General features: G+C 69.8%; 13 protein-coding genes. 6 read left to right on the plus strand and 7 right to left on the minus strand.

Features of this window, described 5'->3' with window-relative positions; genetic code table 11:
- Positions 1–38 precede the first annotated feature (38 nt).
- A complete protein-coding gene (locus CHB84_RS04680) occupies positions 39–980 on the plus strand; it encodes a hydroxymethylglutaryl-CoA lyase (protein WP_089300237.1) in 942 nt (313 codons plus the stop codon).
- Between the two features lie 106 nt (positions 981–1,086).
- On the opposite strand, the gene hisN is transcribed toward CHB84_RS04680, so the two are convergent.
- Entirely contained in the window at positions 1,087–1,893 is an 807-nt protein-coding gene (gene hisN, locus CHB84_RS04685) for a histidinol-phosphatase (RefSeq protein WP_245818557.1), read from the minus strand.
- A 36-nt stretch (positions 1,894–1,929) separates the two neighbouring features.
- On the opposite strand from hisN, the gene CHB84_RS04690 reads away from it, so the two are divergent.
- Together CHB84_RS04690 and CHB84_RS04695 are read left to right on the plus strand one after the other, a co-directional pair.
- On the plus strand, positions 1,930–2,640 hold the full coding sequence (locus CHB84_RS04690; protein ID WP_089300238.1) for a response regulator transcription factor: 711 nt from the start codon (positions 1,930–1,932) through the stop codon (positions 2,638–2,640).
- 10 nt (positions 2,641–2,650) lie between these two features.
- Entirely contained in the window at positions 2,651–3,934 is a 1,284-nt protein-coding gene (locus CHB84_RS04695) for an ATP-binding protein (RefSeq protein WP_089300239.1), read from the plus strand.
- Positions 3,935–3,968: 34 nt separating this feature from the next.
- Here the strand turns inward: CHB84_RS04695 and CHB84_RS04700 are convergent, their stop codons facing one another.
- Both CHB84_RS04700 and CHB84_RS04705 read right to left on the minus strand, forming a co-directional pair.
- Positions 3,969–4,514 carry a GtrA family protein gene (locus tag CHB84_RS04700; RefSeq protein ID WP_089300240.1) on the minus strand — a complete coding sequence of 182 codons (546 nt, stop codon included), beginning with the start codon at positions 4,512–4,514 and terminating at the stop codon, positions 3,969–3,971.
- Between the two features lie 33 nt (positions 4,515–4,547).
- The gene (locus CHB84_RS04705; RefSeq protein ID WP_089300241.1) at positions 4,548–6,935 is read right to left on the minus strand and encodes a sigma-70 family RNA polymerase sigma factor; all 2,388 of its coding nucleotides are present in this window, start codon (positions 6,933–6,935) and stop codon (positions 4,548–4,550) included.
- A gap of 290 nt (positions 6,936–7,225) precedes the next feature.
- On the opposite strand from CHB84_RS04705, the gene CHB84_RS04710 reads away from it, so the two are divergent.
- From CHB84_RS04710 to CHB84_RS04720, 3 genes are all read left to right on the plus strand, one after another.
- Positions 7,226–8,104, plus strand: a complete 879-nt coding sequence (locus CHB84_RS04710; protein WP_425432274.1) for a GGDEF domain-containing protein — start codon at positions 7,226–7,228, stop codon at positions 8,102–8,104.
- 344 nt (positions 8,105–8,448) lie between these two features.
- Entirely contained in the window at positions 8,449–10,536 is a 2,088-nt protein-coding gene (locus tag CHB84_RS04715; RefSeq protein WP_176439776.1) for a glycosyl hydrolase family 18 protein, read from the plus strand.
- Between the two features lie 149 nt (positions 10,537–10,685).
- Positions 10,686–11,489, plus strand: a complete 804-nt coding sequence (locus CHB84_RS04720) for a lytic polysaccharide monooxygenase (protein ID WP_245818558.1) — start codon at positions 10,686–10,688, stop codon at positions 11,487–11,489.
- A 73-nt stretch (positions 11,490–11,562) separates the two neighbouring features.
- Here the strand turns inward: CHB84_RS04720 and CHB84_RS04725 are convergent, their stop codons facing one another.
- Genes CHB84_RS04725 through CHB84_RS04740 form a run of 4 tightly spaced genes read right to left on the minus strand, consistent with a single transcriptional unit; the run spans position 11,563 to position 15,981 of the window.
- Positions 11,563–12,867: a glycoside hydrolase family 3 protein gene (locus CHB84_RS04725; RefSeq protein WP_217898468.1), complete on the minus strand. Its 1,305-nt coding sequence runs from the start codon at positions 12,865–12,867 to the stop codon at positions 11,563–11,565.
- The gene (locus CHB84_RS04730; RefSeq protein ID WP_089300243.1) at positions 12,864–13,715 is read right to left on the minus strand and encodes a carbohydrate ABC transporter permease; all 852 of its coding nucleotides are present in this window, start codon (positions 13,713–13,715) and stop codon (positions 12,864–12,866) included. Before CHB84_RS04730 ends, CHB84_RS04725 begins: the two co-directional genes overlap by 4 nt.
- Positions 13,712–14,710 carry a carbohydrate ABC transporter permease gene (locus tag CHB84_RS04735; protein WP_217898469.1) on the minus strand — a complete coding sequence of 333 codons (999 nt, stop codon included), beginning with the start codon at positions 14,708–14,710 and terminating at the stop codon, positions 13,712–13,714. The genes CHB84_RS04730 and CHB84_RS04735 overlap by 4 nt, the downstream gene beginning before the upstream one ends.
- Positions 14,707–15,981 (minus strand): sugar ABC transporter substrate-binding protein, encoded by a 1,275-nt coding sequence (locus tag CHB84_RS04740; protein WP_089300244.1) that lies wholly within the window; start codon positions 15,979–15,981, stop codon positions 14,707–14,709. The genes CHB84_RS04735 and CHB84_RS04740 overlap by 4 nt, the downstream gene beginning before the upstream one ends.
- Positions 15,982–15,997: the final 16 nt, after the last annotated feature.

Here is a 15,997-nt window from a genome sequence, read left to right on the forward strand (position 1 = left end):
CCGGAGCTGCAGCCGTATCAGCGGTACTGTCGTAGGTCATGGGTACACGGGAACTGGGAATGCCGGACCGCTTCCCCGCGGACGGCGTCGTCGAGCGTGTGACGATCTGGGAGGTCGGTGCGCGCGACGGTCTGCAGAACGAGCAATCGATCGTCCCGCTCGAGGTGAAGGCGGAGTTCCTGCGCCGCCTCGCCGAGGCGGGGCTGACCACGCTGGAGGCGACGAGCTTCGTCCATCCGGACTGGGTTCCCCAGCTCGCCGACGCGGAGCAGCTGCTTGCCGGGATCGATCGCCACGACGGCGTGCGGTACCCGGTGCTCGTGCCGAACGAGCGGGGCCTGGACCGGGCGCTGGCTTCCGGAGTGACGCACATCGCGGTGTTCGCCAGCGCCACGGAGGAGTTCGCACGCCGCAACCTCAACTCCGACCTGACAGGGCAGTTCGAGATGTTCGCCCCTGTCGTCGAGCGCGCCCGTGCCGCGGGCCTCGACGTGCGCGGCTACCTGTCGATGTGCTTCGGCGACCCGTGGGAGGGCGGGGTGGCTCCGGAGCAGGTCGCGGACGTCGCAGCCCGGCTCAGGGAGTTGGGGTGTTCGCAGCTCTCGCTTGGCGACACCATCGGAGTGGCCACTCCGGGACACGTCGAGCGGGTACTCGCGGCTGTGTCCGCTCGGGGCGTGCCCGTCGATGCGGTAGCCGTGCACTTCCACGACACCTACGGCCAGGCTCTGGCGAACACCTTGGCCGCGCTCCGCGCCGGGGTGTCCACCGTCGACGCCTCGGCAGGCGGGCTCGGCGGCTGCCCCTACGCGGCCTCTGCCACCGGCAATCTCGCCACCGAGGATCTGGTGTGGATGCTCGACGGGCTCGGTGTCGAGCACGGCGTGGACCTCGACAAGCTCGTGGCGACGAGCCTCTGGATGGCCGAACAGCTCGGCAGGCCCGCGCCGTCCCGGGTGGTCCGCGCGCTCGGCGGGTGAACCGGTCCGGAGCGTGCGATTCCCGAAGCCGGGAACCGCGCCTGCCTGCCGTGCGTCCAATGCTGACCGTCGGTACCCGAGGGGCCCTTCGGCTCGCCCCGGGCGGTTAGTGGATGTGCTCGGTCCCGAGGATCGTCAGGGCTTCGGAGTGCAGCCTCCCGTTCGAGGACAACGCGTTCCCGCCGTCCAACCGGGCGATACCGGACAGGTCGGTCAGCTGCCCGCCCGCCTCGCTGAGCAGGACCGCGAACGGGGCGATGTCCCACGGGTTGACGATCGGCTCGGCAGCGAGGTCGATGGCACCTTCCGCGACGAGGCAGTGGTGCCAGAAGTCGCCGAAGGCGCGGTTCTCCCAGCAGGCGTCGACCAGCGCCACGTACGCCGCACGCGAGTGGTACTCGGCCCAGGTGGCCAGGTTCGTGGTGGAAAGGAACGCATCGGACAGCGACCGGATCCCCGAGACGGCGATCGGCCGCGGACCGCCCCCGTCGTCGGTGTACGCACCGTCGCCGGCGTGTGCCCACCAGCGCCTGCCCAGCGCCGGTGCGCTGACCATGCCGGATACCACCGTCCCGTCGTCGACCAGTGCGATCAGCGTGGCCCACACCGGCAAGCCACGCAGGAAGCCCTTCGTGCCGTCGATGGGGTCGATCACCCACACACGCTTACCCGGTAGCGCTTCCGCGTCGCCTCCCCGTTCCTCACCGGCGATGAGGTCCTCGGGCCTGTGCTCGGCGAGCAGGGCCCGGATGGCGTCCTCCACCGCGACGTCGGCGTCTGTGACGGGTGTGCGGTCCGGCTTGCGGTCCACGGCGAGGTCGTTGGCGCGGAACCGGTCAAGCGTGACGGCGTCGGCCGCGTCGGCCAGCATGGTCGCGAGTTCGGAGTCTGTGCGGTAGTCGGCCACGGTCACGATAGTTTCACGAGGGTACGTCGTAGAGTGAGTCAGGTGAGCAAGGTACTTCTCGGTGAGGACGATCCGGCGATCGCCGAGCCGCTGTCCCGCGCGCTGCTCAGGGAGGGGTACGACGTCGAGGTCCTCGAGGACGGCCCCGGTATCCTCGAGGCGGCCAAGCAGTACCCGACGGACCTCCTCGTGCTCGACCTCGGGCTGCCCAAGATGGACGGGTTGGAGGTTTGCCGGCGGTTGCGCGCCAGCGGTTCGGACGTTCCCGTGCTCATGTTGACCGCGCGAACCGACGAGGTCGACTTCGTCGTCGGGCTCGACGCGGGCGCTGACGACTACGTCGCCAAGCCGTTCCGCCTCGCGGAGCTGCTCGCGCGGATTCGGGCGCTGCTGCGCCGCCGGTCCCCCGAGGTGCTGGAAGCCGCAGGCGTGCGGATGGATCTGGGTGCGCGGGTCGTCACCGTGCACGGCACCGAGATGCAACTCGCGAACAAGGAGTTCGAGCTGCTCAGGGTCCTGATGAAACGGGCAGGGCAGGTGGTCTCCCGTGAGGAGATCCTCTCCGAGGTCTGGAACGACCTGGGAACCAAGACGACCAAGACGTTGGATATGCACATCTCCTGGCTGCGACGCAAGCTGGCGATAGCCAGCGGCGAGATCGACGGCCGGGGTGACCACACGATGAGTCAGGCGGACCTGGAGAGACGCATCGCCACGGTGCGGGGTCTCGGGTTCCGTTTCGACACCACCTGAGGGTCCGGTAGTGCGCAGGCGCATTCTGCTCGCGATCCTGCTGGCGGTCACCGTGACCGCGGCGGCACTGGGAATACCGCTCGGCGTGACCGCGTGGGAGCTGGTGCACAACATCACCCGCGACGACCTGAGCACACGCGCCGAACGGATCGCCGCGAGCCTCAACGACCGCGTGGAGCAGGGCGAGAGCCTCGATCTCAGCCGGGTGCGTCTCGCCGTGCGGGACGACGAGTCGCTCACGGTGCGGCTGCCGGGCAGGCCGGACCTGACCTACGGCGCCGAGCACGACGGTGAGCAGATCGTCGAGCGCGTCGAGCTGCTCGACAGCGCCTCCCTGGAGCTCGCGGCCCCGGTCGGCCCCCTCCGCGCGCGCCAGACCCAGGTCACGATCGCGGTGTTGCTGCTCGCGGTGTTATCCGTGGGGACGGGAACCGTGGTAGCCGGGGTGACCGCCAGGAGGCTGGTGCGGCCGCTGCACCATGTCGCCGAGCGTGCGGCCCGGCTCGGCGCGGGAGACTTCCGGCCGGACCCGCAGCGCTACAACGTGCCGGAGCTCGATCAGGTCGCTGAGACCCTGGACAGCTCGGCCAGTGCGCTGGCCAGCCTGGTACACCGGGAACGCCAGCTCGTAGGGGACGTCTCCCACCAGCTGCGCAGCCGCCTGACAGCCGTGCAGCTGCGCCTCGACTCGTTGACCATGCACTCCGACTCCGAGGTGGTCGAGGATGCGGGGGCGGCTCAGGAGCAGGCCGACCAGCTGGCCCAGGTCCTGGACGAGCTGCTCGCCGCCGCCAGGGCCGCGCGCGAGTCGGGCGCGGAGCCCCTCCCGCTGTCGACCACCCTTCCCCGGATCGCCGAGGAGTGGCGCGCGGTCCTGCAGGCGGACGGGCGGACGTTGAAGCTGCGCATCGCGCCTGGACTGATGGTGCGGGCGACCCCGGCGCGGCTGCGGGAGATCATCGGGGTGCTGCTGGACAATGCCAAGCGGCACGGTGCGGGTCCGGTGACGCTGTCCGCGCGGCCACGCGACCGGGACGACACCGTGGTGATCCAGGTGTCCGACACCGGCCCGGGCATTCCGGACGCCCTGGTGCCGCATATGTTCGATCGGGGGGTCTCCGGGGCAGGCTCCACGGGGGTCGGCCTGGCGCTGGCCCGGGCGCTGGCCGAAGCCGACGGCGGGCGGCTCGAGCTGTCCGCGCAACGTCCGGCGACGTTCAGCGTCTTCCTGCGGGTGCCGAAGTCCACCGAGATCGCCGGGGTGGACTGGCCCGAGAAGAGCTCCCCGCGCTGACCGGCCGGGCGCCTCCGCCCGCGCGCCGGACGGCTCACGGACGGTGCTCGGCGGTGGTGTCGCCGGTCACCGGCAGCGGGGTGGCGTCGTCCGGGGAGTACCCGTGCGGGAACACCCACCTCCGGAAGCCCCAGAACCGGAACGCCATCGCCAGCAGCAACCCGATCACCGAGCCGGCCGTGAAGTCGGCGACCTCCTGCACCAACAGCGACACGTGCGGGATCTCGAGGTCGAGTACGTAGCGGGAGATCAGTAGCGGGATCAGGTTGATGACGATCGCTACACCGCTGATCAGGAAGAACAATGCCGCCTCGTGGTGTCGCTCCCGCCCCCCTCGGGTCCGGAAGGACCACTCACGGTTGAGGACGTAGGACACGATGGTGGCCACGAGGATCGCGATGCCCTTGGCGGTGGTGGGTTTCTCGGTGAGGATCGTGAGCTTGAGCAGGTACCAGACGCCGTTGTCGACGAGGAACGTGGTACCGCCGACGAACCCGAACTTCACCAGCTCCTTGTGCCGGACGAGGACCGGGCGCAGCGCGGGCGGCACATGCGGCAGGAGCGCATCACCAACAGTCACCCGAGGCAGTTTACGGGGTCGCGCCGGCACGAGTCAGCGTGCTCGGGGCGGCGCGTGCGGGTGCGGGCTGTCATTACCCGGTGCGCTGGGTTTATCGGGTGATCGTGACGGAACGGGACCCGGTCCGGTGGGGAAGCTCGACCAGCTGGGCGGCAGCGGCCAGCTGGGTGTGCCCTGCCACGGCGAGGTCTCCGGGGTGGCAGGTGTGGTGCTCGCCGTGGGCGGCACGTCCGGCGGCGAGCCGGACGGTGGCACGCTCGGCGGGGTGGACACGCTCGGCGGTGTCGGCGGTGTCGGCGATGGCGTCGTCTGCGTGTCCGGTGTCTGCGGGACGGGCGGTGACGACGGCGTGGTCGGTTCGCCCGGTGGTGTGTTCGGTGGCACGTCGCACGGCCACCACCAGCCGACCGTGACGGTGTCGCTGTCCTCGGCGATGCCGATGCGGCCGGTCACGGTGACGGTGTCGTTCGCGCACGGGTCGTACCGGTTCTGCACCAGGGTCCAGACGCGTACCGTGTCGTCGGGCTCGAGGGCGTCCTGCGTCGTGCAGCGAGTTTCCTCCGCAGTGGAGGTGCAGGTCATACGCCACGGTGTCTGCCAGCTGAACACGGTCGCGGGACCATCGATGTGCAGCGAGGCGCGCTCGGTGGTCTCCCCGGTGTTCGTCACCGTGATGTGCGAGAGCCTGCCGTTGCCGGAGCCGGATACGCCGTGCCCGAACGGCCGCGCCGTGACCGCGACACCGTCCGCAGGGGGATCCATCCGGACGGCGATGGTGATGCGCACCGTGGCCAGGTCGCCACTGTCCACGGTCCCGGTGATCTCGCCGGGCTCGGCGCCCGCACCGGCCGACAGGCGGAACAGCAGGGTCACCGACTCGCCGGGGTCGAGCCCTTCCCGGGTGCCGCAGGAGACGGTACCGGTGCCGCTCGGGCACCGGATCGCGGAGTCGGCGGAGTCCTGCTGCTGGGTGCGCGCGCCGGCGTGCGGTGGCGCGGCCGACCGGGCACCCGAGTCACCCATCGGCTGGCTGCCGCCGTTCGGATGGGACTCGGCGACGACGCCGTCGGGCAGCGTGAGCGTGACCGTGGCGGGATCGGACGGCGACTCCCCGTCGTTGCGCACGGTGATCGGCACATCCGTGGGTTCGCCGCCAGGGGTGAGCTCGATGCCGCCCGGCGGGCCGGCCGCATCCAGCTGCGCGGGTGCCGGGGCGGGTTCGGGAGCCGGTTCCGGTTCCGGGGCAGGCGGCGGCGGGAGGTCCGGAGTTTCCGGATCATCCCCGTCCGGCGGGTCCTCCGCCGGTGGTGCATCCGGCGAGTCCGGTTCCTCCGGAGGCGGCGGTGGTTGGGGGCCCTCCTCCTGCTGCTGCTCCTGCTGCTGGGGAGCCGGTTGCTGCGCCTCCGGGATACTCTGGTCACCGCCTGCGACCATGCCGACGGCGACAGCCGCTGCCACCGCGGTCGCCGACGCGGCGACACCGAGGAACTGGCGTGGCGCTCCCGCGGCAGCGCCGGCAGCACCGGCCCCACCGGACGCTCCCGACGCGGCTCCGGCAGCCGTGGTGGCAGCGGCTGTCCCGGCCGCCCCGGCCGCCGCGGAGGCCTTGGCGGCTCCCGCGGTCGCGAGGTAACCGAGCACGGCCCCGCCGAGCACGATCGGTGCGATGACGGCACGCAGGGCCCCGTTGATGTCGGCGAGCTCCGCGGCGAGCGCGCGGCAGCTGTCGCACTCGTCCAGGTGGGCCTCCACCTGCGTGCGTTCCCGCTTGGACAGCCCGTCACGGGTCCACGCGCCGAGCCGGTCGGCGGTGGCCCTGCAGCGGTCTTCGGACGTCTGGGAGAGATGGACCTGCAGGTATGCCTGCCGCAACCCTTCGCGAGCGCGGTAGGCGAGCGCGGACACGCCGTTGGCGGTCAGGCCGAGCAGGGGGGCGATCTCGGCGGGGGACTGTTGCTCGATCTCGGTGTGCCACAGCACCGCCTGCCAGCGTTCCGGGAGGCGGGCGAAGGCCTGCGCGGCCATGCTGCGTTCGAGGCCTGCCACTGCGGTGTCGGAGAACGGTACCGTCAGCGCGCTGCCGACCTCGCCGGTGGCCGAGCTCATGTCCTCGTTGAGATCCACCCTGCGGTCTCGCCTGGTCTTGTCGTAGGCGGAGTGGCGCAGCGTGGTGAGCAGGTAGGCGCGGAACGCGGAGTCCGGCCCCTTGCCGGCCCGCAACGTGTCCAGCATCTTGGCGAAGGCGTCCGCCACCAGGTCATCCGCCTCGGTCGAGGACCTGGCCAGTTGCCGCGCCAGGTTGTTCGCCGCCGAGACGTGGCGTTCGTAGAGCGTGCCGTACGCGGAGAGGTCACCCTCGCGGACGGAGGCGATCAGCTCGGCATCGCTCGCGCCGGCTGGCTCTGCTGGAACCGTCGACACTGGCCTCCTCCTGGCATGACGTTCGCGGGTCGGTCCCGCGCCGGCGCGTACGGTGCTGTTGCCGGTACTGGGATAGTCCTATCGTGGGTGGTCCCGTCGTGGGGCCACCCACGATAGGACGGGTTGCCATCCTCAGTCTGACGGAGCACCGGGCGAGCGTCGCGTTCCGGGTCCACCGAACGGCCTAGAGCCGGTAGGACGGTTCGAATTCGTATCGCGGTCTCCCGTCACGACGCGAATGTGGTTCCGTCTCCCTTCACGAACGCATCATCACTGTGGAGGTACAGGCTGTGGTTGACAGGTCTGCCTCGGGAGCGTATCCGGGCGGTGGGCACGCCGCATCCGACGCGACGGCAGGGGCCGACGAGGAGTCGCGGGACCACGAGGCCGGCGCGCTGCGCGCGCTGCGCGCTCGCTGGCGCACCGCCAGCCTCGCGTCCGGGTGGCGATTCCCCAGTGACTGGGCGTTGCCCGAGGTCGACACGGTGTGCGCCACGGTGATGCGCGAGGGTGTGACGGACAGGGCGTTGTCCGGCCTCGGCAGGGCACGGGCGGCGGCTGGTGCCGGGTTGGAGGAGACCCTGGCCGACCTGGCCGCGCTGCACGCGGTTCTCGACGCGGACCGGTCCGCCGGCGGGTTCGCCGATCCGGACATCGATGCCACTCCCGCACGGTTCGTGCGCGTCACCGCGGTGGCGTGGGCGGATGTCGCGTTGGACCAGCTGGCCCACACCGAGGTCACGGACTCGTTGACCGGGTTGCCTACGGCGGCGTACCTGCGTACCCGGCTGGCCGAGGTCTACGGGCGCGCCGCGCGGGACGGTCGCTCGGTTCCGGAGGACCACGTGCTGCTGACGGTGTCGGTCGATCTGGCTGATGTCACCGGGTGGCCCAGGCTGACCGGCATGATCCTGATCGCCGATGTGCTCAGGTCGGTGTTCGACGCGGGCGAGAGCATCGCGGTGCTCGGCCCGTCCACGATCGCGGTGCTCGCCGACCGCTCCACCGGCCCGGCCGACCGGGCGGTCGCGGTACGCCGCGAGGCGAACCAGCGGTTCCTCGCCGACCCCGACCTCAGCGGCCTTGCCGGCGCGCGGATCCGGGTGAGCAGGCTGTGCTCGACCTACGCCGATACCTGCGCCTTGCTCCAGGAGCTCAGCCAGAGCTGACCCGGCTCGCGTGCGCTCGACGGTGCACCGCTGAACCGTTACCCGACCTTCGGTCCTACTCGGATGCCTTGACATGGGGGATGTGCGTGCGTGACGATAATCCCTCTTTTAGGAAACTTTCCTAAAAGATGTGACCGGACTGGGCGTGAACAGGTCGACCCCGAGGGAGATGTCAGCCGCAGGGTGCGACATTAATTGGAAAGAAAGTTAACTGTTTGCCGGGCGCGACGCGACAGCGGCGTGCGCGGCGCGCTCGTGACGACAGGTCTGTGAGGAAGCCCATGATCAGAGATATCTCCAACCGGCCGGCTGTTCGCCGGCGACGACGGTGGCCAGCTCGCAGGGTGAGCTCGTTCGCCGCCGCGGCCACCGCGATCGTGGTGCCGTTGAGTGTGGTCGCCCCGGTGGCACAGGGGGCCGATACGACCGGGACGCAGGTCCCGGTGCGAGCCAACGCCAACGGTGCCGGCTACGACGATGCCGACGGCAGGCAGTGGTCGGCCGACCAGGCTTACCGGCAGGGGGAGTGGGGGTTCGGCACGGTGTACGGCTCGGGCTCGATCGGCGAGTCCATCGCCGGTACCGATGATGATGCCCTGTACCAGAGCTACAACTACTTCGACGGCGGGTCGGGTTACACCTTCGATGTGCCGGACGGCTCGTACGAGGTCACGCTGAAGATGGTCGAGGACTGGGCGACGGCCCCCGGGCAACGGGTGTTCGATGTGCACAGCGGCTCGGAGACGGTCCTGACCGGTGTGGACATCCATGCCGAGTGTGGTTCGCTGACCGCGTGCGACCGGTCGTTCACCACGACCGTCTCGGACGGTCGGCTCTCGGTGGGTTTCACGATGAATGGCGGGGCGAGCTACGCCACGCTCTCGGCGATCAGCGTCGTACCGGACGACGGTACTCCCGACCCGGACCCCGACCCGGAGCCTCCGGCTGCGCCGCAGGACGTGTCGGCGACCGCGTCCGGTCCGAGTCAGGTCGACGTGACCTGGGCGGACAACGACGAGCCCGACGTGGACGGTTACAAGGTCTACCGGTCGACCGAGCCGGGATTCGAGGTCGGAGCCGGCACCCTCGTGGCAGAGGACATCGCGGTCTCCTCCTACTCGGACTCGGGGCGCTCACCCGAGACGACGTACTACTACCGGGTCAGCGCGGTGGATGACACCGGAGCGGAGTCCGCACCGTCCAGTGAGGTCAGCGCGACGACGCCGCGACGGGACGACGATACCCCGGACGGGCACACTCGCGTGGCGTACTTCACACAGTGGGGTATCTACGACCGTGACTTCCTGGTCAGGGACGTGGACGTCTCGGGAGCGGCGGGGCAGCTCACGCACATCAACTACGCCTTCGCCGACGTCGACCAGAACCTGGAGTGCGCAACCGGGGATGCCTTCGCCGACCACAACAAGGCGTTCTCCGCGGAGGAGAGCGTAGACGGCGCGGCCGACTCCTGGGACCAGCCGTTGCGTGGCAACTTCAACGAGCTCGCCGAGCTCAAGGAGAAGCACCCGGACCTGAAGGTCATGCTCTCGCTCGGCGGGTGGACGTGGTCGGGGAACTTCTCCGACGCGGCCCTGACACAGGAGTCCCGTGAGCACTTCGTCGAGTCCTGTGTCGACCGCTTCATCGAAGGCAACGTGCCCGGCCTGCCCGACGGCGCGGCCGCCGGCGTCTTCGACGGTATCGACGTGGACTGGGAGTGGCCGGGTTCGGAAGGCGCGCCGGGCAACGTCATCAGGCAGGAGGACAAGCGGAACTACACGCTCCTGCTCGAGGAGTTCCGGCGTCAGCTCGACGAGCTCGGCTCCGAGACCGGCGAGCACTACGAGCTGACGGCGTTCCTGCCTGCCGCTCCGGAGAAGATCGAGGCCGGCATCGAGATCGACGGGGTGTTCGACGCGCTCGACTACGCGACCGTGCAGGGCTACGACTTCCACGGCGCGTGGGATGACGAGACGAACCACCAGGCACAACTGTTCTCCCCGCCGGGCGACCCGACGCCGCAGCGGTGGAGCGCGGACCTGGCCGCTACCACCTACCTGGACGGGGGTGCCGAGCCGAGCGAGATCGTCCTCGGCGTGCCTGCCTACGGGAGGGGCTGGTCCGGCGTGCCGGGCACCGACGACGGTCTGTACCAGGACGCTGCCGGACCGGCGGACGGCACCTATGAGCAGGGTATCGAGGACTACCACGTGCTCAAGGACAAGCCGGGCCAGCGTTTCCGCGACGACGAGCACGGTGCGCTGTGGCTCTATGACGGTGACGAGTGGTGGAGCTACGACGATCCGGCCGTGCTCGAGCGGAAGGCCGAGTACATCACCGACCGCGGTCTCGGCGGGTCGATGATGTGGTCGCTCGACGGTGACGACGCGAACGCGACGTTGACCTCGACGCTCGCCGACGCACTGCCCTGAGGTGTGTCTCGCAACCACAGGTGTTCTCCGGGCACGTGCCCACGCGGTCTCGCAGGCACGTGCCCGCCTGTGGCGCTACGGCCCTACTTCCGCGTAAGCCCCGACAAGCCCCGACAAGCCCCGACAAGCCCCGAGGGAAAGGAACCGTCATGACTCACTCGACCGCCGCGCGCGTTGGGGTCGCGATGTTCACGGGTGCGGCCACCACCGTCGCGCTGGGACTTGTGGGTGCCGCTCCTGCTGCCGCGCACGGCTACACCGACAGCCCGACGAGCAGGCAGCTGCACTGCGCCGACGGCACCGTGACCGGCTGTGGCCAGATCAGGTACGAGCCCCAGAGCGTGGAGGGCCCGGACGGGTTCCCGGAGGCCGGTCCCGCGGACGGCCGGATCTGCTCGGCCGGCAACGAACCGTTCGCCTCGCTCGACGACCCGCGCGACGGGCAGTGGCCGACCGAGCAGCTCACCGCCGGGGCCGAGCACGAGTTCAGCTGGTCGTTCACCGCGGCGCATTCCACGGAAAGGTTCGAGTACTTCGTCACCAACGACAGCTACGCCCCGGCGCGGCCGCTCACCAGGGACATGCTGGAGCCCACGCCCTTCCTCACGGTCCCGTTCAGCGGGCAGCCGCCGTTCGAGTACTCCCACACCGGCACCCTGCCGAGCGACAAGGAGGGGCAGCACCTCATCCTCGCCGTCTGGACCGTCGCGGATACCGCGAACGCCTTCTACGCCTGCCACGACGTGGTATTCGGAGACGACGGATCCGACCCCGGTGACCCGCCGGACCCGGGTCCCGGGCCCGTGGAGTGGGACGAGTCCACCGTGTACTACGCGGGTGACGAGGTGAGCCATCAGGGCGTGGTGTACCGCGCGCAGTGGTGGACTCGCGGTGACGAGCCCGGGACCGGTGGTCCGTGGGGCGTCTGGCAGCGCGTCGACTCCGGCGGCTGACGAACCGTTCCCGCGATGCCGGGGATGCCCTAACCGGCGGCGGTGGTGAGACGCTCGGCGGCTGCCTTGCCGTTCACCGCCGCCGCCCCGTACGTGGCGACGTAGGCGGTGCACGGGGGCTGCCAGGTCGGCAGCCCCATCTCCACGACCGTCGCGTCCGGCCGTGCGGCGTGCACCGGGACGGCTCCACACGGGCGGCGTCGGCACCAGGGATCCAGGCCGCGACACCCCAGGGCAGGCTGCCGGAGGCCATCGAGTTCGGCGTCTCGATCTCCACCACGAGCGGCTCCCGCAGCGGGGCAGGCTCGCCGGTCACCAGTACCGCCTGCCGCGCGGCCGTGAGCCCGATGGCGCCGTCGAACTCGGCTCGCCCGGCGGTGGCCCGCCAGGCATGCAGCCGCCGTACCCGGGAGGCTGCCTCCTCGAGCCGCCCTGCGCGTAGTCGCCCGCTCCGTACAGCATCCACAATGGCCTGGGTCGTCGCACGGAGCACGTCGGGGCCCTGGACGGCGCCAAGGCACAGGAGGTCCGCGCCGGCCAGCAGGCTCCGTACGACTCCCTCGCGTATCCCGACGGTGTCACTGATCGCCTGCATCTCGAGCGCGTCGCTGACGACGAGGCCGTCGTAGCCCATCCGCTCCCGCAACAGGCCCTCGAGCGCCGCCGGCGACAGTGTCGCGGGGGCAGTGCCCGTCAGCACGGGTACCCGCACGTGGGCGGTCATGATCGCCTGGGCTCCCTCGGTGACCGCGGCACGGAACGGGGCGAGCTCGCGGCCGGTCAGCATGTCCATGGAGATGTCGATGGTCGGTAGCTCGTGGTGCGAGTCCTGGCGGGTCGCCCCGTGGCCGGGGAAGTGCTTCACACACGCGGCGACTCCTGCCTCCTGCAACCCGCGCACCGCCGCGCCGGTGTGCCTGCTGACCAGCCTGGCGTCCGAGCCGAAGGACCGGGTGCCGATCACGGGGTTGTCCGTCGCGGTGTTGACGTCCCCGCTGGGAGCCAGGTTGAGGTTGATCCCGACGACGTCGAGCTCGGCACCGAGCGAGCGGTGTACCGCGCGGGTGAGCTCGGTGTCGTCGATGGCGCCGAGCGCGGCGTTGCCGGGGTACGGGCTGCCGGTCGCGTGGGCGAGGCGGGTGACGTCGCCGCCTTCCTCGTCGATGGCGATGACCGGCTGCCCGTACGAGCTCAGGGTCGTCGACAGGGTCGACAGTTGCTCGGTGTCGGCGACGTTGCCGTTGATGGCGAACAGGCAGACTCCCCCGAGGCCGTCCGCGATCGCCTCGCACAGCCAGCTCGGTGCGTTCGGGCCCGTGAACGGGGCGAGCAGGGTGGTCGCGGCCATCCGGTGCAGGGTGGGGTCGGCGGGCGTCATCCTTTCACCGCCCCGGCGACCAGACCGGACACCATGCGTCGCTGCACGAACAGGAAGAAGATGATCACGGGGATGGTCATGACGGTGGATGTCGCCATGACACCGCCCCAGTCGATGCCTTCTCGGGCGATGAACCAGCGTAGTGCGACAGGCATGGTGTAACCGCTTTCGTCTGCCATGAGTGTGAACGCGAAGATGAACTCGTTCCATACGGTGATGAACGAGAAGATGCTCGTCGCCACCAGGCCCGGAGCGACCAGCGGGAACAGGATCGAGACAAAGGTGCGGAACCGGGACGCGCCGTCGATCTCCGCGGCCTCCTCGAGCTCCCGCGGCACGGCTGCCACGAAGGTGCGCAGCATCCAGATCGCGAAGGGCAGCGTGAATGCCACGTTGATGATCACGAGGCCGAGTAGCCGGTTGGTCAGTCCCGCCTGGCGTGCCATCACGAACAGGGGGATGAGCAGTGCCTCGTGCGGAACCATCTGCACGATGAGCAGCATGATGAGGAAGGAGGCCCGGAACCGGAAGCGGAACCGGGCCACCGCTGTCGCGCCGAGCAGCGCCGCAGCCGAGCCGAACAGTACGGCGCCGAGCGCCACGACGGTGCTGTTGCGCAGGTAGATCCACAGGGACGTGTTGCCGATTCCCTCCGTGAAGATCTCCCGGAAGTGCGCCCAGGTCACGCTGGTCGGCACAAGCACGATGTCGGTGGTGAAGATGTCCTCGTTGGTCTTCAACGCCGTCGAGACCATCCAGAACACGGGGAAGACGGAGAAGACGATGACGGCGATCGCGGCGGCGTTGATCGCGACGCGGCTGGACCGCCTTCCTGCCACTGCCCTCATCGGACATCCTCCTGCCGCACGATCTGCCGCACGTAGAACACGGTGATGACGAGGAGGATCACGGCGAGCACGATCGCGATCGCCGAACCGAGGCCCATCCGGGGCGGGGACCGGAACGCTTCCGCGTAGGCATACAGCGACAGGTTGTAGGCAGCCGGGTTACCGATACCGCCTGCCAGCACGTGCAGCTGGGTGAACACCTTGAAGTCCCAGATGATCGACAGCACGAGCAGCACAGCGAATACCGGCTTGAGCAGGGGGAAGGTGACCTGCCAGAAGCTTCGCCACGGGCCCGCTCCGTCCACTCGCGCGGCCTCGAACAGCTCGCCGGGGATGCTCTTCAGTCCCGCGAGTACCGACACAGCGATGAACGGGAACGACTGCCACACCACTGCCAGGGTCAGTACGAAGTAGAGCGGCAGGGGGTCGAGGAACCAGGAGTAGCCGCTCCAGTCCGCGCGTCCGAGCAGCGCTCCGGTCAGCCAGTCGGGTGCCTGGTTGAGCAGCCAGTTGGCGACCCCGCCGTGCTCGTCGAACAGCCAGCGCCACACCGTCGCCACCGACATGTGGGGCATCGACCAGGCCAGCATCGTCGAGATGACCACGGTAGTGGACATCACCCGGCCCAGCCGGTGGATGAGCAGTCCCACCAGCGTGCCCAGCACCAGTGTCGCGGAGACGGCGACCGCGGCGAAGGCCACGGTGTTGCGCAACGCCTGCCAGAAGACCTCCGAGGTGAGGATCTCACGGAAGTTGGCAGCCCCGACCGACTCGGCGGGCTCGCCGCGGATCTCCCGGAGGCCGACGTCCTGGGTGGACATCACGAGCATCCGGTACAGCGGGTACAGCAGCAGGCCCGCGATGACCACGAGGGTGGGGGCCAGCAGCAGGTACGGCGTGAGCCGGGTCCGTGACCCGCGGGGCCGGGGACCGCCGCGGGCCGGGGCGGTGCGCCGGCCGCGACGGGTCCCCGATCGTAGGGCTGTGTCGGTCACCGGTCGAGAATCTCGTCCATCTGCTCGGCCGCTGCGTCCGTGGCTTGTTCGACGGACGTCTCGCCACGGACGATGTCACTCAGCATCTGCTGCACGACAGAGTCCTCGACCTGGACCCAGTTCTCGTCCACAGCGTAGGCCTTGCCCAGTGGCATGGCCGAGGCGAACGGGCCGAGCCAGTCGTCCTCCTTGTAGGTGTCGTCGGCAAGCAACTCCGGGTAGGCGGGCAGCAGGCCCGCGATCGGCGCGTACTCGGTGACCTTCTCCTTCGAAGCCAGCAGCGTGATGTAGTCGAAAGCCACATCCTGATGCGGGCTGTCGGCCCATACCGCGAGGTCGTTGCCTCCCGCGAACTGTGGGGCGGCGCCGCCGTGCCGTGCCGGTAGCTCGAAGGCGCCGATCGCCTCGTCATCGAGGTCCTCAGCCGTGTCGGTGATCACGCTCTTGGCCCACGAGCCGTCGACGAACATGCCGACCTTGTCGTTGGCGAACAACCGGGAGATCTCCACCGAGTCGCGGGTCACGGCGGCCTCGGATGACACTCCTTGCTCGACCAGGTCGGTGTACCAGGCGATGGCGTCCCGTGCGGCGGGCTCGTCGAGCCGGGACGCCCACCCGTCGCCGTCCTGCTCGACGATCTCGCCGTCGTTGCCCCAGATGAACGGGGCGAGGGCGTGCATGGCGTCCGAGCCGCCGTTGATCTCGAAGCCGCTCACACCCTCCTTGGCCGAGGAGATCGTCTCGGCGGCGGCGCGCAGCTCCTCCCAGTCCGTGGGGATGTCGATGTCGAGCTCGTCGAACCAGTCCGCGCGGTAGATGACCGCACGAACCCCGCCGAGCCACGGCACCGCGTGGATCGAGCCGTCGAGGGTCTCGTTCTCCCACAGGTTCTCCGGGATGGCTTGCCCTTCCTCCCAGTCGTCGACCTGCTCGGTGATGTCGGCGAGTACGCCCTGGTTGGCCCACGTCACCACCTGGGTGTTGCCGATCTCGGTGACGTCCGGCCCCTCGCCGCCCGCTGCCGCCGCCTGGAACTTGGTGTCGACATCGGGCCACGGGACCCACTCGACCTCGACCGCGATGCCGTGCTGCTCCTCGAACTCCTCGTTGACCTCGGCCATGAACGAGTTGTGATCCTCGTCCGGTGGGCCGAGCCGCCACACTGTGATCTCGTCAGGGGCCTCGGCCTGGTCGTCGGCTGCCCCGTCGCCACATGCCGCGGCGATGAGAGCGACCCCGGCCGACAGGGCCACGATCTTCGCTGTCTTCACTAGGGCTCTCCTTGTC

Origin of the sequence: Haloechinothrix alba (genome assembly GCF_900188115.1) — a bacterium.
In the GTDB taxonomy this organism is placed as follows: Bacteria; Actinomycetota; Actinomycetes; order Mycobacteriales; family Pseudonocardiaceae; genus Haloechinothrix; species Haloechinothrix alba.

Bases quoted from the DNA above. Each gene is read 5' to 3' on its own strand.
- CHB84_RS04730 (WP_089300243.1), bottom strand. From the start codon at position 13,715: ATGAGGGCAGTGGCAGGAAGGCGGTCCAGCCGCGTCGCGATCAACGCC.
- CHB84_RS04725 (WP_217898468.1), bottom strand. From the start codon at position 12,867: ATGACGCCCGCCGACCCCACCCTGCACCGGATGGCCGCGACCACCCTG.
- CHB84_RS04720 (WP_245818558.1), top strand. From the start codon at position 10,686: ATGACTCACTCGACCGCCGCGCGCGTTGGGGTCGCGATGTTCACGGGT.
- CHB84_RS04680 (WP_089300237.1), top strand. From the start codon at position 39: ATGGGTACACGGGAACTGGGAATGCCGGACCGCTTCCCCGCGGACGGC.